15 protein-coding genes are annotated in these 17,300 nt (G+C 61.2%); 10 read left to right on the forward strand and 5 right to left on the reverse strand.

Features of this window, described 5'->3' with window-relative positions:
- The first annotated feature begins 21 nt into the window (after window positions 1-21).
- The 7 genes from BG455_RS09400 to BG455_RS09430 all read left to right on the forward strand — a co-directional run bounded on the left by BG455_RS09400 (window position 22) and on the right by BG455_RS09430 (window position 8,358).
- Window positions 22-1,995, forward strand: a complete 1,974-nt coding sequence (locus tag BG455_RS09400) for a protein meaA (protein ID WP_071469758.1) — start codon at window positions 22-24, stop codon at window positions 1,993-1,995.
- 163 nt (window positions 1,996-2,158) lie between these two features.
- Window positions 2,159-2,773, forward strand: coding sequence for a LysE/ArgO family amino acid transporter (locus BG455_RS09405; RefSeq protein ID WP_071469727.1), 615 nt, complete (start codon window positions 2,159-2,161; stop codon window positions 2,771-2,773).
- Window positions 2,774-2,838: 65 nt separating this feature from the next.
- Entirely contained in the window at window positions 2,839-4,272 is a 1,434-nt protein-coding gene (locus BG455_RS09410; protein ID WP_071469728.1) for an FAD-linked oxidase C-terminal domain-containing protein, read from the forward strand.
- 101 nt (window positions 4,273-4,373) lie between these two features.
- Complete coding sequence (locus tag BG455_RS09415; RefSeq protein ID WP_071469759.1) at window positions 4,374-5,465, forward strand: FAD-binding protein; 1,092 nt, start codon at window positions 4,374-4,376, stop codon at window positions 5,463-5,465.
- A gap of 6 nt (window positions 5,466-5,471) precedes the next feature.
- Window positions 5,472-6,788 (forward strand): glycolate oxidase subunit GlcF, encoded by a 1,317-nt coding sequence (glcF, locus tag BG455_RS09420; protein ID WP_071469729.1) that lies wholly within the window; start codon window positions 5,472-5,474, stop codon window positions 6,786-6,788.
- Between the two features lie 72 nt (window positions 6,789-6,860).
- Entirely contained in the window at window positions 6,861-7,691 is an 831-nt protein-coding gene (locus tag BG455_RS09425) for a trypsin-like serine peptidase (RefSeq protein ID WP_071469730.1), read from the forward strand.
- A 193-nt stretch (window positions 7,692-7,884) separates the two neighbouring features.
- Complete coding sequence (locus BG455_RS09430) at window positions 7,885-8,358, forward strand: Hsp20 family protein (RefSeq protein ID WP_071469731.1); 474 nt, start codon at window positions 7,885-7,887, stop codon at window positions 8,356-8,358.
- Window positions 8,359-8,468: 110 nt separating this feature from the next.
- Here the strand turns inward: BG455_RS09430 and BG455_RS17320 are convergent, their stop codons facing one another.
- The 4 genes from BG455_RS17320 to lgt form a co-directional block, all read right to left on the reverse strand.
- Window positions 8,469-8,615, reverse strand: coding sequence for a hypothetical protein (locus BG455_RS17320; protein ID WP_170124746.1), 147 nt, complete (start codon window positions 8,613-8,615; stop codon window positions 8,469-8,471).
- Between the two features lie 119 nt (window positions 8,616-8,734).
- Window positions 8,735-9,499, reverse strand: a complete 765-nt coding sequence (gene pgeF / locus BG455_RS09435) for a peptidoglycan editing factor PgeF (RefSeq protein WP_071469732.1) — start codon at window positions 9,497-9,499, stop codon at window positions 8,735-8,737.
- Window positions 9,496-10,560, reverse strand: coding sequence for a class I SAM-dependent methyltransferase (locus BG455_RS09440; protein WP_071469733.1), 1,065 nt, complete (start codon window positions 10,558-10,560; stop codon window positions 9,496-9,498). The genes pgeF and BG455_RS09440 overlap by 4 nt, the downstream gene beginning before the upstream one ends.
- The gene (gene lgt, locus BG455_RS09445; protein WP_071469734.1) at window positions 10,557-11,447 is read right to left on the reverse strand and encodes a prolipoprotein diacylglyceryl transferase; all 891 of its coding nucleotides are present in this window, start codon (window positions 11,445-11,447) and stop codon (window positions 10,557-10,559) included. Before lgt ends, BG455_RS09440 begins: the two co-directional genes overlap by 4 nt.
- Window positions 11,448-11,566: 119 nt before the next feature.
- On the opposite strand from lgt, the gene BG455_RS09450 reads away from it, so the two are divergent.
- Window positions 11,567-11,821 carry an accessory factor UbiK family protein gene (locus BG455_RS09450; RefSeq protein ID WP_071469735.1) on the forward strand — a complete coding sequence of 85 codons (255 nt, stop codon included), beginning with the start codon at window positions 11,567-11,569 and terminating at the stop codon, window positions 11,819-11,821.
- A gap of 270 nt (window positions 11,822-12,091) precedes the next feature.
- Here BG455_RS09450 and BG455_RS09455 read toward each other — a convergent pair whose 3' ends face one another.
- Window positions 12,092-13,960, reverse strand: a complete 1,869-nt coding sequence (locus tag BG455_RS09455) for a hypothetical protein (RefSeq protein WP_071469736.1) — start codon at window positions 13,958-13,960, stop codon at window positions 12,092-12,094.
- Window positions 13,961-14,105: 145 nt separating this feature from the next.
- On the opposite strand from BG455_RS09455, the gene parC reads away from it, so the two are divergent.
- The gene (parC, locus tag BG455_RS09460) at window positions 14,106-16,409 is read left to right on the forward strand and encodes a DNA topoisomerase IV subunit A (protein WP_071469737.1); all 2,304 of its coding nucleotides are present in this window, start codon (window positions 14,106-14,108) and stop codon (window positions 16,407-16,409) included.
- 79 nt (window positions 16,410-16,488) lie between these two features.
- Window positions 16,489-17,106, forward strand: a complete 618-nt coding sequence (locus BG455_RS09465) for a hypothetical protein (RefSeq protein ID WP_071469738.1) — start codon at window positions 16,489-16,491, stop codon at window positions 17,104-17,106.
- Window positions 17,107-17,300: the final 194 nt, after the last annotated feature.

Below are 17,300 nucleotides of genomic sequence, written 5' to 3' on the forward strand. Positions count from 1 at the left end.
GTGATGATACAGGAGCCGATCATGTCCGACGCCACGCCCTTGAAAGACAAGCCCTGGCTGTTCCGCACCTATGCTGGGCATTCCACCGCCAAGGCGTCAAACGCGTTGTATCGCAACAACCTGTCCAAGGGCCAAACCGGCCTGTCAGTGGCCTTCGATCTGCCCACCCAGACGGGCTATGACAGCGACCACAAGCTGGCGCGTGGCGAGGTTGGCAAAGTGGGGGTTCCCGTCGCGCATCTGGGCGATATGCGGATGCTGTTCGACAATATCCCGCTGGAACAGATGAACACCTCAATGACGATCAACGCGACAGCGCCGTGGTTGCTGGCGCTGTATATTGCTGTGGCGCAAGAGCAGGGCGCGGATATCTCGCAACTCAATGGCACAGTGCAGAACGACCTGATCAAGGAATATCTGTCGCGCGGCACCTATATCTGCCCGCCAGAGCCGTCCTTGCGCATGATCACCGATGTCGCGGCCTATACCCGCGAACACCTGCCCAAGTGGAACCCGATGAATGTCTGCTCGTACCATTTGCAGGAAGCGGGCGCCACGCCGCAGCAGGAACTGGCATTCGCGCTGGCCACCGCTTGCGCGGTGCTGGATGACTTGAAAACCAAGGTGCCTGCGCAGCATTTCCCCCAGATGGTGGGGCGGATCTCGTTCTTTGTGAATGCAGGCATCCGCTTTGTGACTGAACTGTGCAAGATGCGCGCCTTTGTCGATCTGTGGGACGAGATTTGCCGCGACCGCTATGGGATCGAGGACGCGAAATATCGCCGGTTTCGCTATGGCGTGCAGGTCAACTCGCTTGGCCTGACCGAGCAGCAGCCGGAGAACAATGTCTACCGTATCCTGATCGAGGCGCTGGCGGTGACGCTGTCCAAGAAAGCCCGCTGCCGCGCGCTGCAACTGCCTGCATGGAATGAAGCGCTTGGCCTGCCGCGTCCATGGGACCAGCAATGGTCGCTGCGCCTGCAACAGGTGCTGGCCTATGAAACCGATTTGCTGGAATTCGATGACCTGTTCGACAATAACCCAGCAATTGAACGTAAAGTCGCCGCCCTGATGGAGGGTGCGCGCGAGGAACTGGCCCGCATTGACGAGATGGGCGGCGCGGTCAAATCCATCGAATACATGAAATCACGGCTGGTCGAGGCGAATGCCGAACGCATCAGCGGCATCGAATCGGGCGCAACTGTGGTGGTTGGGGTGAACAAATTTACCACGACCGAACCCTCACCCCTGACCACAGGCGAGGGGGCGATCATGGTTGCGGACCCCAAGGCCGAGGCTGACCAGATTGCGCGTCTGGATGCATGGCGCGCCGCGCGTGACGAAGGGGCGGTGCGCGCTGCATTGGCCGATTTACGCGACGCCGCGCGCACGGGCGTGAATGTCATGCCAGCGTCAATCGCGGCGGCAAAGGCAGGGGCCACGACAGGCGAGTGGGGCGAGACAGTGCGCGCCGCCTTTGGCCAGTACCGCGCGCCCACAGGTGTCAGCCGCGCGCCGTCAAACCGGACAGAGGGGCTGGAGCCTGTGCGCGAGGCTGTCGATGCTGTCAGCGCCAAACTGGGACGCAAACTGAAATTCGTCGTCGGCAAGCCGGGGCTGGACGGGCATTCCAACGGGGCCGAGCAGATTGCCGCGCGTGCCCGCGATTGCGGGATGGATATTCACTATGAAGGCATCCGCCTGACCCCTGCCGAAATCGTCACGGCGGTGCGTGACGAAGATGCGCATGTGGTGGGCCTGTCGATCCTGTCGGGCAGCCATATGCCGCTTATGGAAGAGCTGATGCAGTTGATGCAGGCCGAGGGCTTGGGCCATGTGCCGGTGATTGTGGGCGGGATTATCCCGGAGGATGACGCCGCCAAGCTGCGCGCAATGGGCGTGGCGCAAGTCTACACGCCGAAAGATTTCCAGCTGAACACCATCATGATGGATATTGTCGCATTGGTGGACCGCGACGCGATTGCTGCACAATAGGCAAGGGGGGGCCGCCCTTGGGGGGATTGACCCCCCTGCGGGCGGCATTGCCATGGCGCGCCAGATGCGCTGCGCCAGAATGCCCGCGCTGCGACCCGTAGGGCAGGTTGACTTTGGCCGCGTGCCGCCCGAAAACTCTGCTTTTTGACGGGCAGGCGCGGTTATGGTGGCAAGTGTTTTTGCTGGGTTTTTCTCGGGTCTGGGGCTGATTGCGGCCATCGGGGCGCAGAATGCCTTTGTGTTGCGCCAAGGGGTGCGGCGCGAGCATGTGGGCGTTGTGGTGCTGATCTGTGCGCTGTCCGATGCGATTCTGGTGGCGCTTGGCGTGGCCGGTGCGCAAGTGTTGACAGCCACACTCCCGGGTTTTCAGGTGTTCATGCTATGGGGCGGCGTCGGATTTCTGCTGGTCTATGGTGCCTTGCGCTTTCGCGCGGCTTGGCAAGGCGGGGCCGCGCTGGTCTCGATGGCGGCGGCGCGCGCGCCTTTGGGAAGGGTTGTGGCGACAGCACTGGCCTTCACATGGCTTAATCCGCATGTCTATCTGGACACAGTCGCGCTGTTGGGCGCGTTGTCGATGCAATATGCGCCGTATCATTGGGGCTTTGGGGCAGGGGCGATCCTGTCGTCTTTCGCCTTCTTCACCGCATTGGGATATGGGGCACGGATGCTGGCCCCTGTGCTTGCGCGCCCAAGGGCCTGGGTGGTGCTGGAGGGTGCGATCGGGGTAATCATGTGGGCGATCGCCGCCGGGCTTGCGCTGCGCGCACTTGGGGGCTGAAGTTTTTCTTGCGTTTTGTGAAATTGGTAATATTATTTTACCAATCACGACGGGAGGGTCTGATCATGGAAATGCCGATACCGAATGCCGCTGTCATGTCAAAGCGCGACAGGGTGCTTGCGCGGCTGGCGCAGGTGGTGCCCAGCGAGGCGCTGATCACTGACGAGGCCGAGCGGCGCGCCTATGAATGCGACGCGCTGACGGCCTATCGCTGCATCCCTCTTGCGGTGACATTGCCAACAACCACGCAAGAAGTATCGGACATATTGCGCATTTGCCATGAAGAAGATGTGCCTGTGGTGCCGCGCGGGTCTGGCACTTCGCTGGCGGGGGGTGCATTGCCGACAGCGGATTCGGTTATTCTGGGTGTGGCGCGCATGCGCGACATGCTGGAGGTGAATTATGCCGACCGCTATGTTCGTGTGCAGACCGGCATGACCAATCTGGCCGTCACCGGCGAGGTCGAGAGTGACGGGTTCTTTTACGCGCCCGACCCAAGCAGCCAGTTGGCCTGCGCGATTGCGGGCAATATCGCCATGAATTCGGGCGGGGCGCATTGCCTGAAATACGGGGTGACAACCAATAACCTGCTGGGGGTCACGATTGTGCAGATGGATGGCACTGTGCTGGAAATTGGCGGCGCGCATCTGGATGCCGCGGGCTATGACCTGCTGGGCGTGATTTGCGGGTCAGAAGGGCAGCTGGGCGTGGTCACAGAAGCCACCTTGCGCATTCTGCCCAAACCCGAAGGCGCGCGCCCTGTCCTGATGGGCTTTGACAGCAACGAGGTTGCGGGGGAATGCGTGTCCGACATCATCAAGGCGGGCGTGCTGCCTGTGGCGATCGAATTCATGGACCGCCCCTGCATCCGCGCCTGCGAGGATTTCGCCCATGCAGGCTACCCCGATTGCGAGGCGCTGCTGATTGTCGAGGTTGAGGGATCGGCTGCGGAGATTGACGAGCAGCTTGGCGTGATCAAGCAGATTGCGCGCCGCCATAACCCTGTCGAGCTGCGCGAAAGCCAGTCCGAGGAGGAGAGCAAGAAAATCTGGCTGGGGCGCAAATCGGCCTTCGGGGCGATGGGGCAGATCAATGACTATATGTGCCTTGATGGCACGATCCCTGTGTCCAGCCTGCCCTTTGTGTTGCGCCGGATTGGCGAGATGTCGAAGGAATTCGGCCTTGATGTGGCCAATGTGTTCCATGCGGGCGATGGCAATATGCACCCGCTGATCCTGTTCGATGCCAATAAACCCGGTGATCTGGAACTGTGCGAGGAATTCGGCGCGGAAATCCTGAAACTCTGCGTCGAGGCAGGCGGTTGCCTGACAGGCGAGCATGGGGTGGGGATTGAAAAGCGCGATCTGATGAGCGTGCAATTCGCGCCCGAGGATCTGGAAGCGCAGATGCGCGTCAAGGATGTCTTCGACCCCAAATGGCTGTTGAACCCCGCCAAGGTGTTTCCGTTGGGTGCCAGCGCCGGGCGGCGGGCGGCGTAAGGGGGCGTTGCCCCCTCTGGGCGCGAAAGCGCCCATTCACCCCCAGAGTATTTGCAGCAAGAAAATGCCCCTGACGGGCACAAGGGATGGAGGACAGGCCCATGCAGCCTGAAAGCGAGCGAGAGCTGTCTGAGATGGTGCGCGCGGCCACGGGCGCATTGCGCATCTGTGGCGGGGGCACACGCGCGATTGGCCGGCCTGTTCTGGGCGAGGTATTGTCGACCACGGGGCTGACGGGGATCACGCTATACGAGCCGGGGGCGCTAACGCTGGTGGCACAGGCAGGCACACCGCTGGCCGAGGTGGAGGCCGCACTTGCCGCTGAGGGCCAGCGGCTGGCATTCGAGCCGATGGATATGCGCGCCCTTCTGGGCCGCGAGGGCACGCCGACTGTGGGCGGTATGGTGGCGGCCAATGCCTCTGGCCCGCGGCGGGTGCAGGTGGGGGCGTGCCGGGACAGCCTGATCGGGGTGCGCTTTGTCGATGGCAAAGGCGAGGTGATCAAGAACGGGGGGCGGGTGATGAAGAATGTCACCGGCTATGATCTGGTCAAGCTGATGGCAGGAAGTTGGGGCACTTTGGGTGTGCTGACAGAGTGTTCCTTCAAGCTGTTGCCGATCCCCGAGACGCAGGCGACATTGGTGAGTGACGAGATGACACCCGAGGGGGCTGTTGCGACCATGTCGCGCGCGCTGACCACCCCGTTCGAGGTGAACGGGGCCGCGCGCGGGGCCGATGGCCGCGTGTATCTGCGCATGGAGGGGTTTGCGAAACAGGTGGCCTATCGCAGGCAGGCTTTGACCGATGCTTTGGGCGGCGCGTGGCAGGTGTTGGAGCATGCCGCGAGTGTGGCACAGTGGCAAAGCTTGCGCGATGTCATGGCCTTTGCCGACCAGCCGGGCGATGTCTGGCGCGTATCTGTGAAGCCGTCAGATGCGGCAGCGGTGGTTGCGCGCGCCGATTGTCCAGTGGCAATGGATTGGGGCGGCGGCCTGATCTGGGCCCTTGTGCCAGAGGGGTGTGATTTGCGCAGCCGTCTTGGCACATTTTCAGGCCATGCGACATTGATCCGCGGCAGCGATGCCGCGCTGCCTGTCTTTCACCCTGAACCCGCACCCGTTGCCGCGCTTGCACAAGGGTTGCGCGCGAAATTCGACCCGCGCGGCGTGTTGAACCCCGGATTGATGGGATAAACGACCATGCAGACCACCTTTACCCCTGAACAGTTGCAAGACCCCGCCATCCAGCGGTCCAACGAAGTGTTGCGCACATGTGTGCATTGCGGGTTTTGCACCGCCACATGCCCGACCTATGCCATTCTTGGTGATGAATTGGACAGCCCGCGCGGGCGTATCTACATGATCAAGGATATGCTGGAGAAGGGGCGGCCCGCCGATGAGAAGACCGTCAAGCATATTGACCGGTGCCTGTCCTGTCTGGCCTGCATGACGACCTGCCCCTCGGGGGTGCATTATATGCATCTGGTCGATCATGCGCGCGAATATATTGAACAGACCTATAAGCGCCCGCTGTCCGACCGCGCCTTGCGCTGGGTGCTGGCGCGCATTCTGCCCTATCCGACACGGTTCCGGCTGGCCCTGCTGGGCGCAAAGATCGGGCGGCCCTTTGCGGGGCTGATGCCTGATGCGCGGCTGCGCGCCATGCTGGAGATGGCACCGAAAACCATTCCGCCTGTCAGCCGCAATGACGACCCGCAAGTGTTTGCGCCGCAAGGTGACAAACGAATGCGCGTGGCCCTGATGACGGGCTGCGCGCAGCGCGCGCTGAACACCGACATCAATGATGCGACAATCCGCCTTCTGCGCCGCTTGGGCGCAGAGGTGGTGATTGCCGAAGGGCAGGGGTGTTGTGGCGCGTTGACCCATCATATGGGCAAGACCGAAGAAAGCCATGCCACGGCTGCCAAGAACATTCGCGCATGGCACCGCGAGATGCAGGGCGCGGGGCTGGATGCGATCGTGATCAATACCAGCGGGTGCGGCACAACGGTCAAGGATTATGGCCATATGTTCCGCAATGAACCCTTGGCCGCAGAGGCGGCAGCGGTTGCTGGCATTGCCATGGATGTGTCGGAAGTGCTGGTCAAGCTTGGCCTGCCCGAAGGCAAGAAACAGGGGCTGAAAGTGGCCTATCATGCCGCCTGTTCGCTGCAACACGGCCAACAGATCAAGACCTATCCGAAAGACCTGCTGCGCCGCGCGGGGTTCGAGGTGGTCGAGCCGAAAGACAGCCATCTGTGTTGCGGCTCTGCTGGGACGTATAATCTGATGCAGCCTGAAATCTCGAAGCAGCTCAAGGCGCGCAAGGTCGAGACACTGGAAGCGAAAGCCCCTGATGTGATCGCCGCAGGCAATATCGGCTGTATGATGCAGATTGGCAGCGGCACGCAACTGCCGGTGGTGCATACAGTTGAATTGCTGGACTGGGCGACGGGCGGGCCTGTGCCGCGCGCTTTAACCAAGGACGGCGAAATGCAGGTTCCCTTGTTGCGCTAGCCTTGCCTGCCGCGCCATGTTGCTGCCATAGTCGCGTACTATGAAAGTATCGGGCTTTCTGCGGAGGGGTGCATGATCAGGCAGTTTCTTTTGGCATGTGGTGTGGCCTTGTGCGCTGCTGTTCCCGGCGTTGCGCAAGATAAACCCTTGCAAATGCTGGAAACAAACCTGCAGGCGCAGGGCTGGCAAGCGGTTGGCCGTATCGATATCGGGGGCACGGGCTTTTGTACCGGGGCGCTGATTTCAGACCGGCTGGTTCTGACAGCCGCGCATTGCTTGTTTGACCGTGACAGCGGCATGCGGTTTCCAGATGAAGAGCTTTTGTTTCGCGCAGGGTTTCGCAATGGCCGCGCCGCCGCAGAGGGGCGGGTGTACCGCTCTGTCGTGCATCCGCGCTACGCGCCGCGCGGTGGTTCGGGCATGGAAAATGTATCGCATGATCTGGCATTGCTGGAACTGATACATCCGATCCGGAATATGGGTGTTGTCCCCTTCGATGTGTTTTCCGAGCCTCGCAGGGGCGATCAGGTCGGGGTTGTGTCTTATGCGCGGGAAAGACTGGAAGCACCCGCCTTGCAAGAACGATGCCGCGTGTTGGACCGTGACACAACCGGGGTGCTGATGATGTCATGTTCGGTCGATTTCGGGTCGTCAGGGGCGCCCGTTTTTGCCATGTCACATGGGCGGCCGCATATTGTATCGGTGGTATCGGCGAAAGGGTCGGCGCATCTGCAAGGCCAGATTTCTGATATCTCGCTTGGGGTGTCGCTGGGTGCGCGGCTGGATATTTTGCGTGCCGCACTCGAATCGCGCGATCGCCGCTTCATTCAAGCCCCGTCCGCCGACAACCCGCAACCCCGCGTCATGAGCAGTGGCGGCGGTGCCAGATTCATGCGCCCGTAAGCTGCGGTGGCGGGCGGCTGAAAACCGGATTGATTTGCAAGTTTTGCACCATCGGTGGTCTTGAAATTCGCAGCGCCCCTTCCCAATTCTGCGATAGCCGCAAGGTGCCATGTTTGGGCCTGTTGGCAATTCGGTGCACCTGTCCAGACCGGAGGGTGTGTAATCTTGTATCGCTTCTGAATGGAGGATGCTTATGCGTCGATTTGATCCTGCTCCGCTTTATCGTGCCTCAATCGGGTTTGACCGTATGGCCGATATGTTAGACCGTGCTATGGCCACGGACCTGCAAGCCCCCAGTTACCCACCCTATAATATCGAGAAAACCGCCGAAAATGCCTATCGCATTTCGATTGCCGTGGCGGGCTTTTCCCCAGATGATTTGCTGGTCGAGGTGCGGGAAAACGCGCTGGTTGTGACAGGGCGTTCCAGCGAAGAGACCGATACCCGCGAATACCTGCATCGCGGAATCGCGCGACGTGCCTTTGAACGCCGCTTTCAGCTGGCAGATCATGTGCGCGTCAAAGGGGCTATGCACCGCGACGGCATGCTGCATGTCGATCTGCTGCGCGAATTGCCGGAAATGCTGAAGCCACGCCAGATCGAAATCATCAGGGCTGATGAACGGCTGGTCGAGGACAAGTCAGGCCAATCGCAAACTGTCGGATGATCGCGGCCAGATAGGTGAAAATCGGGCGCTTGTCACAAGCGCCCGTCACATTCTCACCCAACGGCCTTGGTATAAATATACCATGTTTACAGTGTAGTGAGGCTGAAAGTTCAAGCTAGGGCGCGCATTGGCATGTTCTGCGCGCTTTCAATCCGGCGGGCGCGTTTTGCAGCGCGCTCCCATGGCAGCACAGGCATGTGAAGCGCGCTTTCACTCAGGGCTGCGTTAATCCAGCGGTGCTTGATTGTGGCTGTCATGTCTGTGTCATCCTTGCCAATGCGGTTTGCGTGTTTTTCTGTCTGAGATCAGAATGCAGTGCAAAACAGGCAGGAATTGGGCCAGACAAGGGAAATTGCAAGGCCGCGCATTAGCGTCGCTATGCACGGATAACAGAGATCAGCCGCCCGTAATCGGCATGCCCTTCATGCACCGACCGCCGGTAGGAATAAAAGCGCGCAGGGTCGCCATAGGTGCAATGCCCGGTCCAGCGGGCATCTTTCACGCCCGCTTGCCGTAGCCGCGACAAGCCGAATCCGACAAGGTCGAACTGGTATTTCCCCTGCGCCCCATTAGCGAAAAACCGCATAAATTCGGGGTCTTCTGCAAGGAAGCTTTCCAAAAACTCTTCGCCCACCTCATAGGCTTGCTGGCTGATACAGGGGCCGATCACGGCAGTAATGCCCGCTCTGTCAGCGCCAAGCGCGATCATTGCATCAATCGTGTTTTCCAACACCCCCGACAATGCACCGCGCCAGCCTGCATGGGCGGCACCAACCACCCGCGCAACCGTATCAGCGAACAGAACCGGCTGGCAATCGGCAGTCAGTATTCCAAGCGCCAGTCCCGGTGTGGCAGTGACCATTGCATCTGCGGCAGGTTTTGGCATGTCTTGGGCAAGGGGCGCGTCCAGTGTCACCACATCGGCGGAATGGGTTTGGTGGATTGTCACCAGCGCATCTGTTGCGACCCCCATCGCATCTGCCACGCGCGCACGGTTCAGGCGCACGCTGTCACTTTGGTCAGACGATCCGGGGCCGCAATTCAGCCCCGAAAAGATACCCGAAGACGCGCCCCCCCGACGGGTGAAAAACCCGTGGCGAAAGGGGGTCAGGCTGTCTGCTGTTAAAATCTCGAGTGTCATTGGTCAAATCCGGGTGGTGCAGGGGCAGTCGGCGGATACAGTGCCAAGGTCTTGAACAGGTGACCCATTTCTTGCGGATGCGTCAAGCGCCGATGTGCGGCAATATGCGTTTGCAGCGCCTCGCCCGCCAGCGACCCTGCCAGCGTTTGCGCGCGTGCTGTGATCCCCAACCGCTCTAGCAGCACACCTTGCGGGGTCATGGGCGTGGCGCGCAAGGGTGCCGCAGCCTGCGCCAGCGCTTCAAAATCGACATGCGCGGTCAGGTCGGAAGCACCGGGATGGGCAAGCGGATCATCAAAGTTTTGCTTGTGCAGGGCTTGCAGCGTGTCGCCACGGCTGCGCCAATCGCCATAGTCGATGATCAGCGCAACCCCGCCATGGGCCATGATGCGCGCGCTGATAGCCGACAGGATTGGCGCGATTGCGGGGCAAATCTCGACCATCTGCCCCTCAACGGTGTCATCCTGCCGATGCGCCAATAGCGACAGATTCGAGGGCGGCGACAGGCCGAAGGACAGGCCCTCTTTGTTGCAGCCCACCATACGCTCTGCCCATCCTGCGTCTGTGCGCAAAAACTGCCGAATCGGCAATGCGTCGAAAAATTCATTGGCGATCAGGAATAAGGGCTGGTCTGGCAAGCTGTCTGCGCTGTCATGGAACTGGGGCGTATATTGGTGCAGCCGGTCTGCCTGAATGCCGCGCAGCACGGGGCTTGCTTCGACCAGATGCAGGCGCAGGGCTGCGTGGAACCCCGGCACGCGTGCTGTTGCGCGCAGGGCATCCGTCATCAGTGTGCCACGCCCCGGCCCGAGTTCGGCAAGGGTGAATGGCGCGGGCCGCCCTTGATCCGCCCAGACCTGCGCCACCAGTAAACCCAGCATTTCGCCAAACATCTGGCTGATTTCCGGCGCGGTGGTGAAATCGCCCTTTGTGCCCAATGGGTCGCGCGTGGTGTAATAGCCGTGCTTGGGGTGCAGCAGGCAAAGCGTCATGTATTCGGCAATGCTGATAGGCCCCTGCGCCCTGATCTGGCGCAAGAGGATGTCTTTCAGCGCTGTCATGCGCGCCTGCGCCACATAAGCAGCCCAAGGCCAATGGCGATCATCGGCAGGGATAGCAGTTGCCCCATCGACACGCCCAGCGGCCCAAGGCTGAGGACATGGCCCAGCGGGTTGTCAGGGGTGATAAATTGCGCATCCGCCTGCCGCCAGACCTCGACCGTGAAGCGCGCAAGCCCGTAGCCTGCAACAAAGGCCCCTGTCACCAGTCCGGGCCGTTTCAGCCAGCCTCGCCGCCAGACAACAAAGGCCAGAAGCGCGAACAGAACCAGCCCTTCCAGCGCGGCTTCATAAAGTTGGGTGGGGTGGCGTGCACAATAGGCCACAGGCCAGTCCCAAGGGCAGCTTTCCGCCCGTGCGCCGGGAAAGATAACCCCCCAAGGCTGCAAGGTGGGCCGCCCCCACAGTTCCGCATTGATGAAATTCGACACCCGCCCCAGCCCGATCCCGATTGGTGCGACCAGCGCCATCGCATCGGCAATTTGCAAAGGGGGCACGGCGTGGCGCTGGCAAAACACCAACCCTGCGACGATCACTCCTGCAAACCCGCCATGGAAGGACATGCCCCCCTCCCAGACGCGCAAAATCTCTGTCGGGTTGGCCATATAGTAGCCGGGCTGATAAAACAGCACAAACCCAAGCCGCCCGCCCAGAATCACACCGAAAATCACATAGGTCAGCAATGCTTCGACCTTTGCGGCCTCCATCGGGGCTGTGTTGGCGGGCCAGAGTGTCGGGCGCTGCATCAGCCGCTGGATAATCCACCAGCCTGCCAGAAAGCCCACGATATAGGCCAGCGCATACCAGCGCAGTGCAAAATTGAAATTCCCCAGCGAGATTGAGAAGATTTCTGGGCTAAGATCGGGGAAAAGAATGGCAAAGGGGGTCATGCGCGCCTGCGGCTGAGAAAGGTTGCGACTGTCTGGCGCGAGGGGCTGGTGGAAGTCAACCTTGAGTTTCGCGCGCCAAGGTCACATATAAGAGGTGAACACAAACACCGAGGTGCCCGATGCAGACCCGCAACCGCTTGCTAGATGATGTTTCGCAACTGATGACCAATGCCATGGGCGTCGCGCAGGGCGCGCGGACAGAGGCAGAGACGGCGATGAAAAGCCTGATGGACCGCTGGCTTGCCGACCGCGACTTCGTCACGCGCGAAGAATTCGACGCTGTGCGCGCAATGGCACAGAAAGCCCGCGAAGAGAATGAAACGCTCAAAGCGCGGCTGGCCGCCCTGGAGGCGCGCGGCGACAGCGCAAGCTGATCTTCTGCGTCTGACATCAGGTTCCGCCGATCGGGAACGAAGGTTGGCGACGCGAGACTTTGCGTAGCCTGAGTTTTCTGGTGTAAAGCCGCGTAGCGTCGGGCTGCGGCCCTTTGAGGAGCGGCGGCGCTTTGCGCCTTTGTTCCGCGCAGGGTATCGCGCCAAAGACCTTCTTGCAGCCATCGGGAGTTTTGCGCGAGGTGCAGACCACCAAAGCCCGCACACCCCCAGTTCAGGGCCGCGCGTGACGCGCCCCTGAACTGGCAGAGCTTATTGAGCGCGCAGCACCTCGCGCAACTCTGCCTCAATCTCTGACTGGCGGGTTTCAGCGTTGCGCCGTGCTTCGCGCGATTGCGTTATCTCCTCCTCGATCGTGTCCACCCGCATGCGCCGCTCGCGCGTGGCGGGGCTGTCATCGCCCAATTGCACGATCAGTCCGACCAGCCGCTCTTGATCGGCAATCAATTGCGCTTCCAGCTCGCGTTGGCGGGCCGCTTCGCGGCGCAATTGCGCCTGTTGTGCGCGCAAATCCTGCAACTGCTCCAGCACTGCGCGCAACTGCGCATCGGGCAGGCGCGACGACCAGAAGGCAAGCGCGTCCTGATCCAGTTCCAGCAGGGCGATGCGGGTGCTGGTGACGCGCTGCTCGACCACCTCTTGGGTCACGATCTCGGCTGCGGGCACTTCGACACGAAATTTCGTGTCATCAAAGCCGCTCTCGCCGCCTGTGCTTTGCATGTCCCAACCTTGCCGCTGCGGGTGGGAAATGGTCAGGACGCGCGCGGCATCTGGCGCGCCTTCGATCCGGTAGCTGGTGCGTCGCTCCAGCCGCTCTTCGGCCACCAGCACGCCATCGACCACTCTCGCCGATTGCAGGTTTTGCGTCTCGGTCAGTGTTTCACTGACCTGCATGGCTGTGTCGCGGGCAAATTCGATCACGGCCTGCGCGCCGGGCGCCAGTTCGGGGATCATTGCATCGCCGGCATGGCCGCGCCCGTCTTCATAGAGCGTCACAATGCCGGCAGGCAGGCGCAAGGGCAGGGGGTTCTCGAACGCGATGGCGATAGAAGGGTGCACCGCCCCTGTGCCGCCATTGTGCAGCGTCAGCCGCGCATCCTCCAGCGCCTCGCGCAAAAAGGGCAGCGAGATCATGTCGCCCGCTTGCACTGTGACAGGGGTGGCGAGCGTGTAGCGCGAAAAACTCTCGCCATCATCCATGGCAACTGGTGCTACCTCCATGGCTGCCTCAAAGGCCATGCCGCGTGCCATGGGCGCGCTGGCCATCAGGGCCTGGTCCATCATGGGGTCGGCCAGTTTGCGCGCAGCCTCCATCCGGTCATAAAGCTGCGCCTGAAGGGCATTCACAGCGCCTGTGGCAAGTGTCAGTTCAACACTGTCCCAATCTTGACCGGTGGTGTTTTCAACCACGGCCCAGCCGGTCAGAACCAGCCCATCTGCGCCATCTTCGGCCCGCCACGCGGTTTTCCAGACGGGTGCGGGTTGCAGCCAGCCAAGGCTGATATCGCGCGTATCTGTTTCGGTGCTGCTGAGCGTCACATCGAGCATCAGCGCGCGGCCTGCCTGCCGCAAGGCGGCCAGTCCGCGCGCCACGGCGTTTTGGTCGGCTGTGTCGCTGAATTGCAGTTCCGTGGCGTCATCCAGCAGGATTTGGCGGATCGCGCCGTCTTCATGCAAGACTGAAATTGCAATACAACCCCGCTGGTCGGCTTGGGCACAAGGCACCTCTCGCGTGCCCATCACATCGCCCGAGACGCTGATCCCGCGCCGCTGTGCGGTGATGTGCGCGCCGGTCATGGCCTCCAGCAAGGCGCGCAGATCGCCCAAGGCATCCGGCTCGAAGGGCAGGGCGGCGAACACATCTGCAACGCCGCTCGGCCCTGTCATCGACAGCATGGGCACAGCGCCAGACGGGTCTGACAGGCGCACCGATTTCAGGAAATCGTCAATATCGGCGCGGCGGATGGACAGGCGCAACGGCTCTGCGCCAAGCGTGCCTTGCGCCTCGATCATGGCGACGCCTGCGCGCGACAGGGTGACGGCTCTGATCTCAGGGGTCTGATCTGCAAGCGCGGGCAGGGCGATAGCCCCCAGCACAACACCCATGGACATAACACGCATTGGCAGACCTTCCGAACTGGTTGAGATACACGCCAAGCCTAGGCGCGACAGGATGACGCGTTCAAGCGCCAAGTTTTGGGCATGCGTAAATTTGCCGTGTTGAGGGGGCTGGACGCGGGGCGCGTCTTGGGGCTATTGGAGGGCCATGGCACAAGATGATGACGCGCTTCCCGACCTGACCGCCCCTGTGGCTGAACCCCTGCGCCGCGCGCTTGGGTCGCGCTATCTGCAATATGCGCTGTCTACCATCATGCACCGCGCGCTGCCCGATGCGCGCGACGGGTTAAAACCTGTGCACCGGCGCATCTTGTTTGCGATGCGCGAATTGAAGCTGGCATCCAATGGCGGCTTTCGCAAATCGGCCAAGATTACCGGCGATGTGATGGGCAATTACCACCCCCATGGTGATGCCGCGATTTATGACGCCATGGCGCGCTTGGCGCAGGATTTCAATGTGCGCTATCCGCTTGTCGACGGGCAGGGCAATTTCGGCAATATCGATGGCGACAACCCTGCCGCCGCGCGCTACACCGAGGCCCGCATGACCGCCGCCGCCGAGGCGCTGCTGGAAGGGCTGGCCGAAAACGCGGTCGATTTCCGGCCCAACTATGATGGCACGCTGGAAGAACCTATTGTTTTGCCCGCCGCTTTCCCGAACCTGCTGGCCAATGGCGCCAGCGGGATCGCGGTTGGCATGGCCACCAACATTCCGCCGCATAATCTGGATGAGTTGATCGAAGGGTGTCTGGCCCTGATCACAACGCCCGATCTGCCGGATGAAGATCTGGTCAAGCTGATTCCCGGCCCCGATTTCCCGACAGGCGGCGTGGTGGTAGAGCCGCGCGAGCAGATTTTGAACGCCTATAAAACCGGGCGCGGATCGTTCCGCTTGCGCGCCCGCTGGCAGGTCGAGGATCTGGGGCGTGGCCAGTGGCAGGTTATCGTAACCGAAATTCCGTTTCAGGTGCCGAAATCGCGCCTGATCGAAAAGCTGGCCGAGGTGATCCAGACCCGCAAGGTGCCGCTTCTGGCCGATATCCGCGACGAATCTGCCGATGATGTGCGCATCGTTCTGGAACCCAAAAGCCGCAGCGTTGACCCTGAAATGCTGATGGGCATGTTGTTCAAGAATTCCGATCTGGAAACGCGCTTCAGCCTGAACATGAATGTGCTGGTCGATGGCGTGACCCCGCGTGTGTGCGGGCTGCGTGAAGTGTTGCGCGCTTTTCTTGACCACCGGCGCGAGGTGTTGACGCGGCGCAGCCAGCACCGTCTGGACAAGATCGACCACCGGCTGGAAGTGCTGGAAGGGTTTATCATCGCCTTCCTGAACCTTGACCGTGTGATCGACATTATCCGCTATGACGAAGCGCCGCGCGCTGCACTAATGCGCGAAATCTGGGGCCGCAAATTCCCCCGCGCCATGTCCGAGGCCGACTATATCTCACCCGCCCCAAGCGAGGGCGAGTTGACCGAAGTGCAGGCCGAAGCCATCCTGAACATGCGCCTGCGCAGCTTGCGCCGTCTGGAAGAGCTGGAGCTGAAACGCGAGCGTGACGCCTTGCTGATGGAACGCGCAGGGCTGGAGGATCTTCTGGCCTCTGACAGGTTGCAGTGGAAGCAGATCGGCACCGAATTGCGCGAAGTGCAGGCCAAATTCGGCAAAGCCACCGACCTTGGCCGCCGCCGCACCGATTTTGCCGAAGCAGGCGAAGTTGAAGATGTGCCGCTTGAAGCGATGATAGAGCGTGAACCGATCACTGTCGTCTGTTCCAAAATGGGTTGGATACGCGCCATGAAAGGGCATCTTGCCCTTGATCAGGCGTTCAAGTTCAAAGATGGCGATGAGGGGCGCTTTGCCTTCCATGCCGAGACGACGGATAAGATCGTGATTTTCGGCTCGAACGGGCGGTTCTATACGCTGATGGGCGTCAATCTGCCCGGCGGGCGCGGCATGGGAGAGCCTGTGCGCCTGATGATCGACCTGCCCAATGAGGCTGAAATTCTGGATATTTTCACCCATAAGCCAGACCTGAAACTGGTGGTCGCGTCTTCCAGTGGCGATGGGTTTATCGTGCCTGCGGATGAGATTATCGCCCAGACCCGCTCTGGCCGTCAGGTGCTGAACCTGAAAGAGGGTGTGCGCGCGCATGTCTGCCGCCGCGTTGAAGGGGACCATCTGGCCGTGGTGGGCGAGAATCGCAAGCTGCTGATTTTTGCGCTGGAAGAACTGCCCGAAATGGGGCGCGGCAAGGGTGTGCGGCTGCAATCTTACAAAGATGGTGGTCTGTCCGACCTGCGCACGATCACGCTGGCCGAGGGGCTTTCTTGGAAAGACCCGGCAGGGCGCACGCGGCTTGAAACCGATCTGACTGAATGGCAGGGCAAGCGCGCCAGCGCGGGCCGCATGGCCCCGCGCGGCTTTCCACGCGACAACCAGTTCAATTAACCCGCCAGCGCAGCCGGTGTGATTTGCCTCTCGCGCCATGATCGGCTAGCAAGGGGGCGTATCAACTCGGAGATTGCAGATGGGTGTTGTATCTGTTCCGCGCCGGTGTCTGGCGTTTTGGGCGGCATTGGCGGTGTCGGCCTGCGCAAGCGGGGCCGAATTGAAGGATGAACGCGCAGAGCTGGGGGATTTCTTCCTCAGCCACGCGATTGTTGTAGCAGAAGATGCAACAGCCCTTCCCGGCTCGCGCCCCGCCGAGGCGGAAGAGTGGGAAGAGGTTATCGTCTCGGAGATGCGCCGCCGCTTGGGCCGATATGATGGCGACAAGCTGTATCATATCGGTGTCAATGTTCAGGCTTACATGATTGCCCCGCCGGGTATTCCACTGGTGCTCTCGCCCCGGTCTGCGCTGGGGGTCACGGTTGATTTGTGGGATGACGCCGCAGGTGGCAAGCTAAATGACCGCCCGCACCGGATTATTGTGGGAGAGGCGATTTCGGGTGAAACCATCGTCGGCTCGGGCAATACCCAGACGCGCGAGGAGCAGATGCAAAACCTGGCCGAAAACGTGGTTTTGTCGATTGAAAACTGGCTTGCCGCCAACCCTGACTGGTTCCCCCCGCGACCAGAACCACCAGAGCCACTGACGGACGAGGAAGACCCTGTCCAGACATCCGAACTGGCCCAAGCGGAATAAACTCTGGCCAAAGCCCGCGCTAGGGCTTGCTTGCGGGTTTGTGCCGGAATGCGAAAATACCGGCTTTGGGATTTCCTGTGCAAACCGCGCTTGATTTTCCGGGCCAAGCTGAGTAAGTGGCCCGCGTGTCTTTTCGGGCGCCGCAAAGCGGCCCAGCAACAAAGGGTGCCGAAACCATGGCAAAGCAAAAGTTT

This window comes from Roseinatronobacter thiooxidans (genome assembly GCF_001870675.1).
Classification (GTDB): domain Bacteria; phylum Pseudomonadota; class Alphaproteobacteria; order Rhodobacterales; family Rhodobacteraceae; genus Roseinatronobacter; species Roseinatronobacter thiooxidans.